Below are 18,432 nucleotides of genomic sequence, written 5' to 3' on the forward strand. Positions count from 1 at the left end.
TTAAAATAAAATATTAAATACTCAACTTTTCACTAATAAACTATATATAGTATAATTGAGTTATAGTAAAAAAATATTAAGCTGAAGGTTGTAAAAAATATCCCGAAGTATAAGTTGATTTTTTGTTTAGAAACACATATGCGCAAAGGAGAAAAAATAATGATAAATGTTGTTAATAATTCAAATAATCCATATTTTAACCTTGCCCTTGAGGAATATTTTGTGAAATATAAAGATTTAGGGGAAGATATATTAATATTATGGCAGAATGAACCAGTTATAGTAGTTGGCAAAAATCAAAATACTTATGAAGAATTAAATCTGGAATATGTAGATAAAAACAATATTAAAGTTGTGAGAAGATTGTCTGGTGGAGGTGCAGTATACCATGATCTTGGCAATTTGAATTTTACTATAATAAAAAATAAATCCAAACTGCATAAAAACGATTTCTCTTTCTTTTCACTGCCAGTAGTATCCTGTCTAAATAAGCTGGGAGTTAAAGCAACTTTCAGCGGCAGAAATGACATTTTGATAGATGGAAAAAAGTTTTCTGGTAATTCACAGTATTTTCATAAGGAAAAGTTATTGCATCATGGAACAATTTTATTTTCAAGTGATTTAACTATATTGTCAAAGGCATTAAAAGTAAAAAAAGAAAAATTTGAATCTAAGGGAATAAAATCAGTAAAAAGCAGAGTTACAAATATAAGTGAACATATTGATAAGGGAGTATCACTTATAAAATTCAAAGATATGTTAATTGAGTGCTTTTTTGAAAGCAGAAAAGAGAATCCCAAAAGTTATGTTTTAAGTGAGGAAGATACGAAAAAGATAAATGAACTTGTTAACAATAAGTATGGCACCTGGGAATGGAATTTTGGGAAATCTCCTAAGTTTAATTATAATAAAGAAATGAGATTTGATGCAGGAAGTATATGTGTTAAGGCAAATGTAGTTGACGGAATAATAAAAGAATTTAAAGTAGAGGGAGATTTCTTTGAGGAAAATCCTATAAAGGAGATGGAAGATCTATTTATTGATAAAAAGTTTAATATTAAAGAGATAAAAAATATTATAGAAAAAAAAGACGTGTCAAAGTATATTTTAAAATTAACTAATGCTGACTTTATGAAATTATTTTTATGATTTATATGTATAATTATCAATTTAATACTGTGCTATAATTGATTTGAGGTGGTTGTGTTATGAAAAAGGCTATAGTTTTACTTGCAAGAGGTTTTGAAGAAGTAGAGGCTTTAACTTGTGTAGATGTTTTGAGAAGAGGTGGGGTACACTGTATAACTTGTTCTATAAATTCTGAAGATGATGTAATGGGTACCCATGAGATACATGTAAAAGCCAATAGTTTATTAGAGAAAACCAATACGGATAAATATGATGCTTTAATAATACCTGGTGGAATGCCTGGAGCAGCTAATTTAAGGGATAACCGTGAGGTTGTACAAGCTGTAAAAGACTTCAATAATTCTAAAAAGATAGTAGCTGCTATTTGTGCAGGACCTATAGTATTAAAAGAGGCAGGCATTATTGAAGACAAAAAGGTAACTTCCTATCCAGGATATGAAGATGATATAGCACCTGTAAGCTATAGTGAAGATATAGTAGTCCAAGATGGGAATATTATAACAAGTAGGGGCCCTGCCACTGCCATGCATTTTGCTTTTAAAGTTTTAGAAAATTTGGTAGACAAAGACACCGTGGAAAAGTTAAAAAAAGATATGCTTTTTAATTTAGTTTGACAGTATTATAATGTAAATAGAAAATATAAAATACATATGGAGGCAAGGCTTGCAAGAATATATATTAGATAATGGGTTGAAATTGTTATATGAATATAGAGAAGGAAAAGTAACTTCCCTCTGTATAGGGTTTAATGCAGGGGCGCTGGAAGAAGAAAAAAAATTTCATTTAGGTACAGCTCATGCAGTAGAACACCTTATATCTAAGGGAAGTAAAAATAGAAGTGAAAATCAGATAAATTTTGAACTTGAAAGTATATTTGGATTTGAAAATGCTATGACAAATTATCCATATACAATTTACTATGGTACATGTCTCTCAGAGGATTTGGAAAGAGCAGTTGAACTTTACAGTGACCTGCTCTTGAATCCTCTTTTTTCAACTAAAGGTTTTAAGGAAGAGATAAATGTAATACTTCAGGAAATTAAAGAATGGAAAGATGATATGTATAGGCATTGTGAGAGTACTCTTTTTAGAAATTCCTTTAAAAAAAGAAGGATAAGAGAACTTATAGTAGGTAATAAAAACAGCATAGAATCAATTACTTTAGATGAAATAAAAAGTTTTTATCATGACTTTTATTTTCCTGGAAATTGTACCATTTGTGTATGTTCGTCTTTAAATATTAACTTTATAAGGGACATAATAAGCATATATTTTGGATTATGGAAAAGTGATTTTAAAAAATGTGTGCATGAAAAAAGTTTGTGCGAAGCAGTGAGAACTGGAGCGTTTGAAGAAATTGTACCAGGTATAACTGGAGCTAAAATTCAATATATATTTGATATACAAAAATTAAATCATAAGGAATCCAAAGCTCTACTTCTTCTTAATTCTGCTTTTGGACAAGGTACAGATAGTATTCTTTTTAATAAGATAAGGACAGAAAATGCACTGGCCTATGAAGTTGGAAGCAGCATAAAAAATGAAAGGGGAATAAAACTTCTTTCTATAAATATGGGCACTTCTTTTGAAAATGTAAAAAAAGCAATTTCTATAACTTCTGATACAATAGACAAATTGAAATGTTTAAAAGGGTACTTTACTAGGGCTAAAATAAATGCTTTAAGTAAAAGCATAAATTTAAAGAGGGAAATAAAATTTGAAAGATCCATTGAATTTTGTAAAGAAGTTGTTACTTCTGAACTTATGCAAAGAGGGTGCAGATATGATGGTTATTCAAATACATATAATTTAGATGATGTTCGAGAAGAAGATATAATTGAAGTTGTAAACAAGGTTATGGTTAAACCCTCTATACAGATTTTAACTGGAAACTAAATTAATTCACAAATTGTGAATTGAGCATGATTATTAAAAAGGGGGGTGTCGTTATTGCAGGCAAAGTGGATGTTAAAAAGGTGTAAAAAAGATGTAAAAGCTATTGCCAAAATGGCAGGAATAAGTGAAGTTGTAGCTTCAATTCTTGTAAATAGGGAAATAGAAACACAGGGAGAGATAAAAAGTTTTATAAATCCCTCCATGAGAGATCTCCAGAATCCGCTGCTCATGAAAGACATGGAAAGTGGTGTGGATATAATATATAGTGCTATAAAAGAGAAAAAAAATATAGCAGTATATGGAGACTATGATGTGGATGGAGTAATGAGCACTTATATATTGTACTGTGGACTTTTAAGGTGTGGTGCTGTGGTAAAATACCATATTCCTGACAGAATTACAGAAGGTTATGGAATAAATATTCATAGTATAGAAAAACTCAAGGAAGATGGAATCCAGCTTATAATAACTTGTGACAATGGAATTTCGGCACTGGATCAAATTAAAAGGGCTGTGGAATTAAATATGCAGGTAGTCATAACTGACCATCATGATATACCTTTTTCAGATAATGAAGATGGAAAAAGAAAATTCTTAATTCCTGAAGCAGATGCTGTTATTGACCCAAAACAGGAAGACTGCAAATATCCTTTTAAAAAACTTTGTGGAGCAGGGGTTGCTTTTAAATTTATTCAAGTGCTTTATGATAAATTTAATATACAACAGGAAGAGGCACTTAAATTTATCGAGTATGCAGCTATTGGAACTATATGCGATGTGGTGGATCTCATAGGTGAAAATAGAATTATAGCTAAAAAAGGCCTTGAAATGTTAAATAACACAGAAAATTTAGGAATAGGAGAACTTATAAAAGAGACCTCATTAGAAGGTAAAACCTTGAATTCTTACCATATAGGATTTGTAATAGGACCTTGTATAAATGCTACGGGAAGACTTGAAAGTGCATCTTTAGCACTGGAACTTTTACTTTGTAAAGATCCGGATAGGGCACATGAACTTGCCAAGAAACTTCATGAGTTGAATATTCATAGGCAGGATATGACGATTGATAGTCTAAATAAAATAATAGATAAAGTTGAAAAGTCAGATTTGAAAAAGGACAAAGTACTTGTGGTATATGAAAAAGGAGTACATGAAAGTATAGCAGGAATAGTTGCAGGAAGGCTTAAAGAAAGATATAATGTACCTTCTATTGTGATAACTAATGGAAAGGACTTTTCTAAAGGTTCGGGTAGATCTATTGAAGGTTATAATATGTTTGAAGAACTTGTAAAATGCAAGGAGTTAATGTGTCAATTTGGAGGTCATCCTTTAGCAGCAGGGTTGTCTATAGAAGAGGGAAATATACATAAGCTTAGAGATAAGTTAAATAAAAATTGCAAACTTACAGATGAGGATATAATACCTAAGATTAGAATAGATAAACAGGTTCCCTTAAACAGCATATCTTTTAAAATGATAGAAGATATAAAGAGATTAGAGCCTTTTGGCAAAGGAAATTCTACACCTGTATTTGGAGAAAAAAATGTGGATGTATTCAGAGTTTATTTCATAGGTAAGGACAAAAATACTTTGAAACTATTCTGCAGGCTGAAAAATAGTTTAAACAAAATTGATGCACTATCTTTTGACGGAGGGGAAAAGTTTAGACAATTGGTATTTAAAGCTTATGGAAGTGGAGCAGCTTATAAAATTTTAAATAATGATTTTAAAAATCTAAAAATGGATTTTATATATTTGCCTTCTGTTAATGAATATAAAGGGAATAAGAATATACAGCTTATATTAAAAGATTTTAGATTAGCATAAAATAGAAATAAAACTTGATTTATATTTTTTAAAATTGATAAATGGAGAGATTATATATGAAAACTGCAAGACATACAAAAATACTTGAAATTATTAATTCAAAGGATATAGAAACACAGGAGGAGCTAGTAGAAGAGCTTAAGAGTGCTGGAATAGAAGTAACTCAAGCCACTGTGTCAAGAGATATAAAGAAATTAAAAATTACAAAAGTAGTGGGCCAAAATGGGAAATCGAAATATTCTGTTGTAAGGCACACAGGAAAACTATTTCCTGATAAAATAGTAGCTATATTTTCACAAACAGTCATTGATGTACAAACTATGAAAAATTTTGTTGTAATAAAAACTTTATCTGGCTCAGCCAAGGCAGCAGCAGAAGCTGCAGACTCTTTAGCTTTCAATGGGGTTATTGGCACTGTAGCTGGGAATAATACATTATTTGTAATAACAACAGATGAAAAAACAGCCATGAGTTTGACTGAAAAAATTAAAAAGATGATTTCTAATCAATAAAAAGTATATATTCTTCTGTATAAACTAATTCGTAAATAGGGCTTTCCTTTTTTAGATTCCGTATAATGTAAAATCCTAAGTCATAAATATGTATATTGCTTCTATTGTTGTACAAAGTATAAATAATTACTATAATAAATCTAAGAGTTGGAAAAATTGTACGAGGAGGAAATAAAACTTGAAAAAAATAATACTTACAGGTGGAGGCTCTGCTGGACATGTTACACCTAATCTTGCCTTAGTTCCAAGATTAAAAGAACTAGGATATAACATACAGTATATAGGAACCGAAAATGGAATTGAAAGAAAAATAATAGAAGATCAAAAAATAAAGTATCATATAATATCCAGTGGTAAACTCCGAAGGTATTTTGATATAAAGAATTTTACTGATCCATTTAAAGTTTTAAAGGGAATACTTCAAGCTATACTTATAATAAGAAAGGAAAAACCTAACATAGTGTTTTCAAAAGGGGGATTTGTTTCAGTTCCTGTGGTAATTGCTGCACATATAAATAAAGTACCTGTCATTGCCCATGAATCAGATATAACTCCCGGACTTGCAAATAGATTGTCTGCACCTTATTGTACTAAGATTTGTGCTACATTTCCGGAGTCTTTAAAAAACATAAAGGGCAATAACTCAGTTTTAACAGGAACTCCTATAAGGAAGGAACTTCTAGATGGAAGTAGGATAATAGGAAGGAGAATGTGTGGATTTGATAATGAGAAACCAGTACTTCTCATAATAGGTGGAAGCCTAGGATCTATGTTTATAAATAATACAGTTAGAAATTCACTAAATGAGCTTTTGAAAAATTATAATATAGTTCACATATGTGGAAAAGGAAATTTAGATAAATCCCTTAAGGAGAGAAAGGGATATGTACAGTTTGAGTACATAAATGAAGAATTGCCGCATATAATGAATGCAGCAGATATAGTTATATCTAGGGCTGGTGCAAATGTGATATTTGAATTACTTGCCTTAAAAAAGCCAAACTTGCTAATTCCACTATCTAAAAAATCTAGTAGGGGAGATCAGATTTTAAATGCAGCTTCTTTTGAAAAAAGTGGATATAGTATGGTCCTCCAGGAAGAGGAACTTACTTCTCAGGTACTTTTAGATAGAATTTTTAAACTCTATAGCTCTAGAAATGAATATATAAATAATATGGAGGCAAGCCCTGTACAGGATGCAGTAGGTAAAATCATAAATTTAATAGAAAAATATAGCATTTAAGTTTAATATTAAAAATTTGTATAATAACCTTAAAAAGCTGTTATATAAAAAAGTTAACAATTAAACAGCTATTTAGTGCAAGACAACCATAAAAATTTAAAAAATACCATAAATTACTTGAAAAATAGTAGAGAATAATGTAGAGTTATAAACAAAGGTGAAAAGCATTACTCGTATTCTTTTTTACAGGTTATTATAAATTTAAATAAAGCTGTATTAGAAAAAATACACACCTGTAATATAAGATTTTAAATTAATTTTTAATTTTTTCAAAATGTATTTTACATGTTTAGGATTTTGATGTATATTAAAATAGTAGAATATATAAGATACTTAATTTAATAAAGATAGTTAAGTACTTTTCAATGTGCTTTTTTAGATGCTTAATACAAATCTTTAATTGTAAAAGAAATGCTGTACTAGTGACAAGATTAAACTGTATTAATTATAAATGAAAAATAAGTATAGTTATTTAAGATTGTATTTTGTATTAAATCTAAATAGTACGATGTAAGTAATTTTATACTATTGCTAGTTTAATAAAAAGATTTAATTATATACTTGAAAAGGAGAGGAATTTTTATGCGTAAAATGAAAACTATGGATGGAAATACTGCTGCTGCTTATATTTCCTATGCATTTACTGATGTAGCAGCTATTTATCCAATAACTCCATCATCACCAATGGCAGAACATGTAGATGAATGGGTAGCTAAGGGAAAGAAAAATATTTTTGGACAAGAAGTAAAAGTTATGGAGATGCAATCGGAGGCTGGAGCATCAGGAGCTGTACACGGTTCATTACAGGCAGGAGCATTGACTAGTACATATACTGCATCTCAAGGCTTATTACTTATGATACCTAACATGTATAAGATTGCTGGTGAATTATTGCCAGGAGTATTTCATGTATCAGCTAGAGCAGTAGCTGCAAATTCACTTAACATATTTGGTGATCACCAAGATGTTATGGCAACAAGACAAACTGGATTTGCTCTATTTGCAGAAAGTTCAGTACAACAGGTTATGGATCTTTCAGCAGTAGCACATTTATCAGCAATAAAAGGAAGAGTTCCATTTGTAAACTTCTTTGATGGATTCAGAACTTCTCATGAAATTCAAAAAATCGAATTATTAGAGTATGATGAATTAGCAAAATTAGTTGATCAGAAAGCTTTGAATGATTTTAGAAGAAGAGCTTTAAATCCAGATCATCCAGTAACTCGTGGTACAGCTCAAAATCCTGATATATACTTCCAGGAAAGAGAAGTTTCAAATAAGTACTACGAAGCACTTCCAGAAATAGTTGAAGGCTATATGCAAGAAATAACTAAACTTACAGGAAGAGAATATCACTTATTTAATTACTATGGAGCAAAGGATGCAGAGAGAATTATAATAGCTATGGGTTCTGTCTGTGAAACTGTAGAAGAAGTAATTGATTACTTAACTGCAAAAGGTGAAAAAGTTGGATTACTTACAGTTCATTTATATAGACCATTCTCAATAGAACACTTTATGAAATACATACCAAAGACTGTTAAGAAAATTGCAGTTCTTGATAGAACAAAGGAGCCAGGATCAATTGGAGAACCTCTTTACTTAGATGTTAAGAATGCTTTCTATGGACAAGAAGTGCAACCAGTTATAGTTGGTGGAAGATATGGACTTGGTTCAAAAGATGTATTACCATCACATATTCTACCAGTATTTGAAAACTTAAAATCAGACAAACCTAAGGATAGATTTACATTAAGCATAGTTGATGATGTTACAAATACTTCATTACCTATAGGAGAAGATATAAATACAACACCACAAGGAACTACAGCTTGTAAGTTCTGGGGACTTGGATCAGATGGTACTGTTGGAGCAAACAAGAGTGCTATAAAGATCATTGGAGACCATACAGATATGTATGCTCAAGGATACTTTGCATATGATTCAAAGAAATCTGGTGGAATAACAGTTTCTCACTTAAGATTTGGTAAATCACCAATAAAATCACCATATCTTATAGATAAGGCTGATTTCATTGCAGTTCACAATAAATCTTATGTTCACAAGTATAATGTACTTGAAGGACTTAAAAAAGGCGGTAACTTCTTATTAAATACAATCTGGACTCCAGAAGAATTGGAAAAAGAATTGCCAGCTTCAATGAAGAGATATATAGCAAATAATAACATAAATTTCTATACATTAAACGCTGTTAAAATAGCACAGGAAATTGGACTTGGTGGAAGAGTAAACATGATATGCCAGTCTGCATTCTTCAAGATTGCAAATATCATTCCAATAGATGATGCTGTTAAGTACCTAAAAGAAGCAGTTGTAACTTCTTATGGTAAGAAGGGACAAAAAGTTGTAGATATGAACAATGCTGCTATAGACAAGGGCGTAAATGCAGTAGTTAAAATAGATGTTCCAGCTTCATGGAAAGATGCTAAAGATGAAGCAGTAGAAGCTAAGAAAGCTCCAGCATTCATAGAAAAGATAGTTAACCCTATGAACAGACAAGATGGAGACAAACTTCCAGTAAGTGCATTTATAGGAATGGAAGATGGTACATTCCCAGCAGGAACTGCAGCTTATGAAAAGAGAGGAATAGCTATAAACGTTCCAGAATGGCAAGTAGACAAATGTATACAATGTAACCAGTGTTCATTTGTATGTCCACATGCAGCTATAAGACCAGTTCTTACAACTGAAGAAGAATTAGCTAAAGCACCTCAAGGATTTGAAGGTAAAGATGCAACAGGAGCAAAGGGACTTAAATTTACAATGGCTATTTCACCACTTGATTGTTCAGGATGTGGAAACTGTGAAGATGTGTGTCCAGCAAAAGAAAAAGCTCTTGTTATGAAGCCAGTAGATACTCAGCTTTCAAAGACAGAAGCTTGGGATTATGCTGTTAATACTGTATCTCATAAGGATAATCCGATGAAGAACAAATACAGTGTAAAAGCAAGTCAGTTTGAACAGCCATTACTTGAGTTCTCAGGAGCTTGTGCAGGATGCGGAGAAACTCCTTATGTTAAACTTGTAACTCAATTATTTGGTGACAGAATGATGATAGCAAATGCTACAGGATGTTCATCAATTTGGGGAGCATCAGCACCAGCAACACCATATACAACTAACTACAGAGGACATGGTCCATCTTGGGCTAACTCATTATTTGAGGATAATGCTGAATATGGATTAGGTATGTTCCTTGGAGTTAAACAGACAAGAGAAAGACTTCAGGACAAGATTGAAGAAGCTTTAAAGGGTAGTTTGAGTGCAGAACTTAAGGCTGCTTTTGAAGATTGGATTAAAAACTTCAGTGAAGGTGAAGCAACAAGAGAAAGAGCTGACAAAATAGTAGCTTTACTTGAAAAAGAAAAGGGCAGCAATACTCTATTAAATGATATTTATGAAAATAGAGACTTCCTAGTAAAGAGATCTCACTGGATAATCGGTGGAGACGGCTGGGGCTATGATATAGGATACGGCGGAGTAGATCATGTTTTAGCTTCAAATGAAGATGTAAATATTCTTGTACTTGATACAGAAGTTTATTCAAATACAGGTGGACAATCTTCAAAATCAACTCCAACAGCTGCTGTAGCTAAATTTGCTGCAAGTGGTAAGAAGACTAAGAAGAAAGATCTTGGAATGATGGCTATGAGTTATGGATATGTTTATGTAGCTCAAATTTCAATGGGTGCTGATAAGAATCAGGCATTAAAGGCAATTCATGAAGCAGAAGCTTATCATGGCCCATCACTTATAATAGCTTATGCTCCATGTATCAACCATGGTTTAAGAGTTGGAATGGGAAAGAGCCAGAAAGAAGCTAAGAGAGCCGTTGATTGTGGATATTGGGCACTTTACAGATACAATCCAGAATTAAAAGAAGAAGGAAAGAAATCATTTAGCCTGGATTCAAAAGAACCAACTACAGATTTCAAGGAATTTTTAATGGGAGAAGTAAGATACTCTTCACTTGCTAAACAATTCCCAGATCAGGCAGATGCATTATTTGAAAAGACTAAGAAAGATGCTCTTCAAAGAATTGCAGGATATAAAAAGCTTGACAGCGAACAGTAATCAAGCAATTTAATAAAAAGTGTCAGATGGTGTAAGCTGTCTGATACTTTTTTCGTATATACTAAGTTTTAACTTAATATAAGTATATAAGTAAATTCCGAAGCATTTTTTAGAGGGCAGTTGACAATTGACAGAGGACAGTGATTGATGCTTTTCCTCCATTACACTACGGAAAACCTTTAATTATTTCTCATAACTAGATAACTTTGTTGCAAGCCTTTAGGCTATATCAATTGTCTTCTGTCCTCTTAAGAATAATACTTCGTATTATTCTTAAACTGCCAAATATGAGGTAGATTTATTATTATGGTAAATAAATTAGTTTGTCCATTTAAAAATATTAAAAAAATACTTTTATTATAGGGCAATTAAGGTTAAAATTAGAACATAACAGTTAAAAGGAGGTGAAGATTCCTGGCAAATATATTTGTAACATACTGTTAAATAATAAATGCCAGGTTTACTTTATGGATAAAGAAAATTTAAATGAATGCAACTGCGGTTGTACTAGTCAAGAAGAAAATTGTGGCTGCACAGAAACACACGAACATGAACATGACTGCGGCTGTGGATGCGGCTGTGAAGATTCAGATCCTTTAATAGTAGATTTAGAGGATGAAAATGGAGAGATAGTTTCCTGTGAAATAGTCGATGGTTTTGAATATAAAGAAGGAAAATATGCCGTAGTTGAGAACCCTGAAAATGGCTCTACTTATTTATTTAAAGTAGAAAATGAAGGAGAGCTTGTTATTCCAGAAGATAACGAATTTGATGAAGTTTCAAAGTACTATGAGAAATTAATGGAAGAAGAATAATTAATTGACAACGTATAGTTTTTCTAACTATACGTTGTCAATTAAAAAGTTTAAAGTTCAAATATCAAAGTTCAAATAATGATGATTTTAATATTTTCTGACGTTAGGAGGAAAATTATTATCTGTTTTGTTCTTTGATATTTATTATTTAGTCAATTTTCAATTGACTTCACTTCCAGCTTAAAACTTGAATCCCTTTGTTATCTTTTCTTGTGTAATTTATAAGATAGGGATTGCCTACCAATTTAAAGAGAGGTAAATCAGATAGTGAATCTGAGAACATATAAGAATTTTTAAAGTCAACTTCTATGTTGTCTTTTTTTAAAGATTCCATAAGCCTTGCTACCTTTTCTTCTCCTTTGCAGTTTTGTCCGAGAATTTTTCTAGTATGTTTTCCATTTACAATTTGAAATCGTGTACCTATTATTTTATCAACTTCCTCTATTTTATACAGTTCTTTTAAATAAAATTCTGCAGAAGCAGATATTAGATATATTTTATAGCCACTATTTTTAAATTTTTTTAAGGTATACATAGCATCTTTGTAAAATATCTTACTCAGTCTTTTTTCGTAAAATTCCTTTGTGAGAAGTTCCATATCCTTTTCACTTATTCCATTTATAAATGAAATAAAGTTTTCTTTGGCCTTTTTAGCACTAAAAACCTTCAGTACAAATAAAAGGGCAGATATAATACTAAAAGGTGCGTATAATATGAGTCTAGGACGTTTTTTCACCATAAATATATAAAATTCCATTAAGGTTTCACTATTTGTTAGAGTAAAATCTACGTCAAATATAGCGAGTTTTTCCAAATGAATCACTTCCTTATTTAACTATAATATCATACTTTGCTTCTATTAAAAACTTTATCTAGTGTAAAGGGTTTTGTTTAGAATTGTAATAAAAAAATTGCTTGGCAATCTTTTTAAGTTGGGTTAATTATTAATTTAATTATTGAGTAAATGTGGAAAACTTTCCATGAATAATGTAGAATATAATAGAGGCTAAATGGCAACATTTAGTTAAATACTAAGAAAATATATGAAAGGGAGATTTGATTTACATGAGTGAATGTATTGAAAAATTTTTTCTATATAATAATGAATTAAAAAACAAAGAACAATTTAAAGAGGATGAATTTAAACACGGGAAGTCTATATATGAGGTAATACGTATTATAGATGGGAAACCCCTTTTTTTAAAGTTACATTTGAGACGTATGGAAAACTCAGCAAAAATAACTAATTCGAGATTATGGCTTAATGAAAAAGATATTAAAAATAGTATATTAAAACTTATAAAGGCAAATAAAATTTCCGTAGGTAATATAAAGATTATTTTTAATTTTTATGAAAAAAATACATTTTTGACTTATTTCTTGCCTTATAATTATCCATCTCCAGAAGAGTATAAAGTGGGAGTAGATACCATATTTTATCATGGAGAAAGAGAAAATCCAAATGCAAAAGTAATAAATAATAAATTTAGAACTAAGGTAGACAGTACGATAAAAGAAAAGAATGTATTTGAAGCTATACTTGTAGATAATAACGGAAACATTACAGAGGGTAGTAAGTCCAATATATTTATGATAAAGGACAATACTGTTGTAACTGCACCATTAAAAAATGTGCTTCCTGGAACTACGAGAAGGGTTATAATGGATATTTGCAGCAAAGTGGGGTTTGAGGTGTCAGAGAAAGAGGTAAGCTATAAGGATGTAGAAAAATTTGATGCACTATTTATATCTGGTACGTCACCAAAAGTACTGCCTATAAAAAAAGTGGAAAACATTAAATTTGATTCTTCAAATAATAAAGTACTGCTTAAAATTATAAAGGCATACGATAAAGAAGTAAGGGATGACATAGAAAATTTTGATAGAGATTAGAACATAGAAGGCTTAAGATAGATTATATATGATATTGAAGTTTTTTATTAGGGGGGATAATTATGAAAGAATTGTTTCATGGTACTTCACTAGAGGAATGCTTAGAATCTGCCAGCTGTAAACTAAATCTGCCAAAAGATAAATTACAATATGAGGTTGTGAAGAAAACCAAATTAATTTTTAGAAAAAAAATAATAATAGAAGTATCTTTTGGCGAAGAAAACCAGAACAATATAAATTCTGTTACAGAGAAGGAAATTGTAAAAACAAATGAAAAAGATGGAACCATAAAATTAGAAAATGGCAAAATAATTGTAGAGGATCCTATTGAAGATGGGAAACCTGCGGTAATACATAGGGGACATAATATATCTATTTTTGTAGATGGAGCTGAAGTTAAGGATAAATGTGAAGTATTTAGCAAAAATAAAATAGAAATAGTTTTTGAAGAAGATGAACCGAAGAGACAAATGAATATATATCTATCTGATGATAGGATGAAAGCATATGCCGAGGTTAAATATACGCCTAAAAACGTTTACAAACTAAAAGACAAAGATGAGAGTCATAAAGTGAATTTTGAAGGAGAAATAATTCAATCAATAAAGCCTCCTATGTATACAGTAAATGAAATCAAGAACGAATTATCTAATAATAAAGTGATTTATGGTATAATGGAAGAAAATTTGAAAGAAGCTGTAAACGGTGATAAAAAACTTGTAGTAGCTTGTGGAAAAGAAGCTGTAAATGGTGAAGACGATTTTCTAGAGAATAAGTTTCAAACCTCAGTAGTTTTAAAAGAAGATACAGTGGGAAATATAGACTTTAAAAGTATAGGTACCATAAATGTTGTAAAAAAGGGGGATATAATTGCAGTAAAACATAATTGTACTTTAGGTAAAAATGGATTTGATGTTACTGGAAAGGTTTTAAAATGTAAACCAGTAAAACAAATTAAAATAAAGGTTGGAAATGGATGTGTACTTAAAGATGAAAACACTGTTGAAGCATCAATAGATGGTAAACCCTCCATAAAAAGCAACACTTATTATGTTCATCAGGTACATGAGATTAATGGAGATGTGGATATAAGTACTGGAAATATAAATTTTATAGGTGATGTAATTATACATGGGAATGTAAAAGAAGGCATGAAAGTAGAATGTGGCAACGACCTTGTTGTGGAAAAAGAAGTAGAAAGGGCTACTTTAGACGTAAAAGGAGATATAAGTATAGGACAAACTGTTGTTAGCTCCCAAATATGTGGTGGTGGCGACAGCGTAAAGAAAATTAAGGCTATGGAACACTTGAGTAAATTTAATAAAAGTATGGAACAGTTAGTTGGGGCCGTAAAAGAGATAAAAGATTATAACCTACTTGGTAAAAGTAAAAAAGACGGAGAAATAATAAAAATATTATTAGAAAGTAAATTCAAAGGACTTATTAAGTTGGGCATAAATGTAATTGCAGACTTGAATGTTGAAAGTGATGATCATCAAGAGGATAAAATTGTAAGGTTTATCAAAACCAAACTTATAGGAATGGGACCCATAAGTATTAAAAGTTGTTCCCAGTTAAATGAATTAATGAAAATTATTGAGGATAAAATAGAGGAACTAAAAAACACAAGGGCACTTCCTGTGAAAGTGGTTTTATCTTACTGCCAGGACTCCAATATACAGAGTTCTGGTGATATAATAATAAAAGGAAGAGGAGAATATATATCACAAATTGCTGCCAATGGTTCCATTGAATTTTTGCAAGAAAAGAGTGTGGCAAGAGGGGGAACACTAAAAGCTGAAAATGAAATAAAGTGTAAGATTGTAGGGAGTGTAGCAGGGGTTTCTACAAAACTTCAAGTAGAAAGTAAGAATGGGGATATATGGGCAGATGTAGCTTACCACAATACGGTATTTAAAATTGAAAACAAAGAAATTGTTCTAGATTCTCCAAGTAAGGATGTACATGTATATTTGAAGGAAGGGGATATAGTAGTTGACAAATTTGTTCTATAAAAATCCTGTTGCAAAATGCATGATTTATGCTATTTTAAGTAGATATATGCTATAATTATGTAATAATTGATTTAAATAAGGATTTATAAGGATGGCTAACAATATTATTTAAGGAGGATTTTAAATGGATGGCAAAGAAATAAAAGTATTGATATTTAGTATAAATGGTGAGTACTATGCTACAGATATTATGGAAGTAGAGAGAATTTTGGGTTATGAAGAGACTACGAAGCTGCCGGATTCTCCTAACTTTGTAGAGGGAGTCATAAATTACGAAGGAAATATACTTCCTATAATATCCTTGAGTAAGAGATTTGGTTTTGCTTCAGCGGAAGAAAGTAAAGAGGCTAAGATAATAGTTACGAAACAAAGTGGAAATAAAATAGGAATAATAGTTGATGTTGTATCTGAAGTTACGGATGTAAATACTGCAGATATAGAAGTTGCACCTGACATAGTGTCCCAAATATCAAAAAGATATATAAAAGGCCTTATTAAAATAAAAGATAATATAATAATATTCTTAAATCTTGATAAAATACTTACGGAGGAAGAAAAGGAGCTCATATAATTAAAAATTGAAAGGTGTATATTTATGGATATAAAAGAGATAAGAGTGGGAATAGCAGATATGAATACTGCAAGTTCCCCTGATAGAATTATAACCATTGGTTTGGGTTCCTGTGTAGGTATAGCTCTATATGATAAAGAAAAATGTATAGGTGGGTTGGCACATATAATGCTGCCAGACAGTACCCAGTTTACAAATACAAAAAATCCAATGAAATTTGCAGATTTAGCTATTCCTATTTTGATAGAAAAATTAGAAGCCTTAGGTGTAAATAAAAGAAATTTGAAGGCTAAAATAGCAGGTGGGGCTTCTATGTTTAATTTCTCAGATAAAAGTGTAGTCATGAATATAGGAAGTAGGAATGGAGAAGCTGTAAAAAGTATATTAAGAGAAAATTCTATTTCAATATTAGCAGAAGATCTAGGAGGGAACAAAGGCAGAACTATGATATTTGATACCAATGACGGGGGTGTCAAGATAAAGACAGTAGGAATTGGTATAAAGGAAATTTAAAAATTTAATGGAGTGATAATGCTTGGGAAAAATTAAGGTTTTAGTAGTAGATGACTCTGCATTAATGAGAAAAATTATTTCGGACATGATAGGTGAAGATGAATCTATAAAGGTTGTAGGGACTGCTAGAAATGGTAAGGATCTTTTAGAGAAGCTATCGTTAAATTTTACTAAAAATAATATGCCTGATGTAATAACTTTAGATGTAGAAATGCCAAAGATGGATGGAATAACAGCACTAGGAGAATTGAAAAAAAGTAGCATTAATATACCTGTAATAGTTTTAAGCAGTGTCTCCAAGGAAGGAAAAAAGCGTACTATGGAATGTCTTGATATGGGTGCTTTTGATTTTTTACCTAAGCCTTCAGGTACAATATCTTTGGATATAAATAAAGTTAAAAATGAGCTTGTAGATAAGATAAAAGGAGCCTACCTGGCAAATACAGTTAAACTAAATAAAGCACAAGAAAATATACAACTGTCTATATCAAAAAATGAAAAAGCTTCTACATTAAAGGCCGCAAGTTCAAATGTAGATAGAAAAATTAAAAAAGATATAAATGCAGTAGTGATAGGAGCATCTACGGGAGGACCTAAAGCACTTTATTCAGTTATAACACAATTTCCTCAAAACATGGGAGTGCCGGTATTTGTGGTACAGCATATGCCTGCAGGATTTACTAAGGCCTTTGCAGACAGATTGGATTCTAATTCAAAAATAAGAGTATTAGAAGCAGAGGATGGTATGAATGTTGAAAAGGATACTGTTTATGTAGCGCCTGGTGGATTTCATATGGAAGTATGGAAAGATAAGAGAATACATTTGAACAAAGAACCTGCCATTTGGGGAGTAAGGCCTGCAGTGGATAAGCTATTTATATCTGCATCAAAAGTATATGGAGAAAATATTATAAGTGTAGTTTTGACAGGTATGGGAAGAGATGGAGCACAGGGAACTGTAGAGATAAAGGAAAATGGAGGAATTACACTTTCTGAAGATGAATCAACCTGTACTATTTATGGTATGCCTAAAGCAGCTTATGCCACAGGAAAAGTGGACTTAGTTTTACCAATAGACAAAATAGCAAATGAAATAGTAAAAATAATAAAGTTTGGTGGGAGGTAGACTTATGGATATGGCTTATTTTAAGCAGTGGGTTTTGAGAGAATTCAATATAAACTTGGCTGCATATAAACCAAACCAGTTACATAGGAGAATAAATAGCTTGATGTCCAGGGTAGGAGCAAAAAGTATAGATGAATATATAGAACTCTTAAAAAGGGACGGAGAGCAAAGACAGAAGTTTTTAGACTTTATAACTATAAATGTATCTGAATTTTTTAGAAATCCGGATATATTTGAAGAGTTAAAAGTTAGATTAAAGGAAGAACTACTTCCTAGAAATAGTCCTTTGAAAATATGGAGTGCAGCTTGTTCAATTGGGGCCGAACCTTATTCAGTAGCTATGTATTTGGATGAATTGTCCCATGGAGTTAGACACACCATAATTGCAACAGATATAGATAACACTATAATTGAAAAGGCTAAAAAAGGAGAATATGTTTTATCAGAAGTAAAAAATGTAAAAAAAGAATATTTAGATAAGTATTTTACGATAAAGGACGATAAATATATTATAAGTCCTATAATAAAAAATTTAATCACATTTAAAAAGCATGATTTGATACTTCAAAATTATGAAAGTAACTTTGATTTAATAATATGCAGAAATGTGGTAATATATTTTAATCAAGATGTAAAAGATAAAATATATGAAAAGTTTAGCAAGTCACTTAAAAAAGGAGGACTACTATTTGTCGGGGCCACTGAAAGCATATACAATTATAGAGATTATGGCTTTGAGAAGGCTTCTACCTTTATATATAGAAAGCTATAAGG

Annotated in this window: 15 protein-coding genes; 14 read left to right on the forward strand and 1 reads right to left on the reverse strand. The window is 31.0% G+C overall.

Going from position 1 to position 18,432, the window contains the following annotated elements; all coding sequences use genetic code 11:
- Nucleotides 1-159 precede the first annotated feature (159 nt).
- The 8 genes from WY13_RS16880 (at nt 160) to WY13_RS16915 (ending at nt 11,540) form a co-directional block, all read left to right on the forward strand.
- Nucleotides 160-1,149: a lipoate--protein ligase gene (locus tag WY13_RS16880; protein ID WP_063556758.1), complete on the forward strand. Its 990-nt coding sequence runs from the start codon at nt 160-162 to the stop codon at nt 1,147-1,149.
- Nucleotides 1,150-1,208: 59 nt separating this feature from the next.
- On the forward strand, nt 1,209-1,763 hold the full coding sequence (locus WY13_RS16885) for a DJ-1 family glyoxalase III (RefSeq protein ID WP_063556759.1): 555 nt from the start codon (nt 1,209-1,211) through the stop codon (nt 1,761-1,763).
- 49 nt (nt 1,764-1,812) lie between these two features.
- On the forward strand, nt 1,813-3,045 hold the full coding sequence (locus WY13_RS16890; RefSeq protein WP_063556760.1) for a M16 family metallopeptidase: 1,233 nt from the start codon (nt 1,813-1,815) through the stop codon (nt 3,043-3,045).
- Between the two features lie 54 nt (nt 3,046-3,099).
- Complete coding sequence (gene recJ, locus WY13_RS16895) at nt 3,100-4,875, forward strand: single-stranded-DNA-specific exonuclease RecJ (RefSeq protein ID WP_063556761.1); 1,776 nt, start codon at nt 3,100-3,102, stop codon at nt 4,873-4,875.
- Nucleotides 4,876-4,931: 56 nt separating this feature from the next.
- Nucleotides 4,932-5,387, forward strand: a complete 456-nt coding sequence (locus WY13_RS16900; RefSeq protein ID WP_063556762.1) for an arginine repressor — start codon at nt 4,932-4,934, stop codon at nt 5,385-5,387.
- A 178-nt stretch (nt 5,388-5,565) separates the two neighbouring features.
- A complete protein-coding gene (locus WY13_RS16905; protein WP_063556763.1) occupies nt 5,566-6,630 on the forward strand; it encodes an undecaprenyldiphospho-muramoylpentapeptide beta-N-acetylglucosaminyltransferase in 1,065 nt (354 codons plus the stop codon).
- Between the two features lie 582 nt (nt 6,631-7,212).
- The gene (gene nifJ, locus WY13_RS16910) at nt 7,213-10,725 is read left to right on the forward strand and encodes a pyruvate:ferredoxin (flavodoxin) oxidoreductase (protein WP_063556764.1); all 3,513 of its coding nucleotides are present in this window, start codon (nt 7,213-7,215) and stop codon (nt 10,723-10,725) included.
- A 467-nt stretch (nt 10,726-11,192) separates the two neighbouring features.
- Entirely contained in the window at nt 11,193-11,540 is a 348-nt protein-coding gene (locus WY13_RS16915; protein ID WP_013237600.1) for a DUF1292 domain-containing protein, read from the forward strand.
- Nucleotides 11,541-11,709: 169 nt separating this feature from the next.
- Here WY13_RS16915 and WY13_RS16920 read toward each other — a convergent pair whose 3' ends face one another.
- Nucleotides 11,710-12,354 (reverse strand): HAD-IB family hydrolase, encoded by a 645-nt coding sequence (locus WY13_RS16920; RefSeq protein WP_063556765.1) that lies wholly within the window; start codon nt 12,352-12,354, stop codon nt 11,710-11,712.
- A 251-nt stretch (nt 12,355-12,605) separates the two neighbouring features.
- On the opposite strand from WY13_RS16920, the gene WY13_RS16925 reads away from it, so the two are divergent.
- From WY13_RS16925 to WY13_RS16950, 6 genes are all read left to right on the forward strand, one after another.
- Entirely contained in the window at nt 12,606-13,433 is an 828-nt protein-coding gene (locus WY13_RS16925; RefSeq protein WP_063556766.1) for an aminotransferase class IV, read from the forward strand.
- 62 nt (nt 13,434-13,495) lie between these two features.
- Nucleotides 13,496-15,448, forward strand: a complete 1,953-nt coding sequence (locus tag WY13_RS16930) for a flagellar assembly protein A (RefSeq protein ID WP_063556767.1) — start codon at nt 13,496-13,498, stop codon at nt 15,446-15,448.
- 124 nt (nt 15,449-15,572) lie between these two features.
- A complete protein-coding gene (locus tag WY13_RS16935) occupies nt 15,573-16,019 on the forward strand; it encodes a chemotaxis protein CheW (RefSeq protein ID WP_013237604.1) in 447 nt (148 codons plus the stop codon).
- A 24-nt stretch (nt 16,020-16,043) separates the two neighbouring features.
- Entirely contained in the window at nt 16,044-16,532 is a 489-nt protein-coding gene (locus tag WY13_RS16940) for a chemotaxis protein CheD (protein ID WP_063556768.1), read from the forward strand.
- A 22-nt stretch (nt 16,533-16,554) separates the two neighbouring features.
- Nucleotides 16,555-17,658 (forward strand): protein-glutamate methylesterase/protein-glutamine glutaminase, encoded by a 1,104-nt coding sequence (locus tag WY13_RS16945; protein ID WP_063556769.1) that lies wholly within the window; start codon nt 16,555-16,557, stop codon nt 17,656-17,658.
- 4 nt (nt 17,659-17,662) lie between these two features.
- Nucleotides 17,663-18,430, forward strand: coding sequence for a CheR family methyltransferase (locus WY13_RS16950; protein WP_063556770.1), 768 nt, complete (start codon nt 17,663-17,665; stop codon nt 18,428-18,430).
- Nucleotides 18,431-18,432: the final 2 nt, after the last annotated feature.

Source organism: Clostridium ljungdahlii (assembly GCF_001636845.1).
Classification (GTDB): domain Bacteria; phylum Bacillota; class Clostridia; order Clostridiales; family Clostridiaceae; genus Clostridium_B; species Clostridium_B ljungdahlii_A.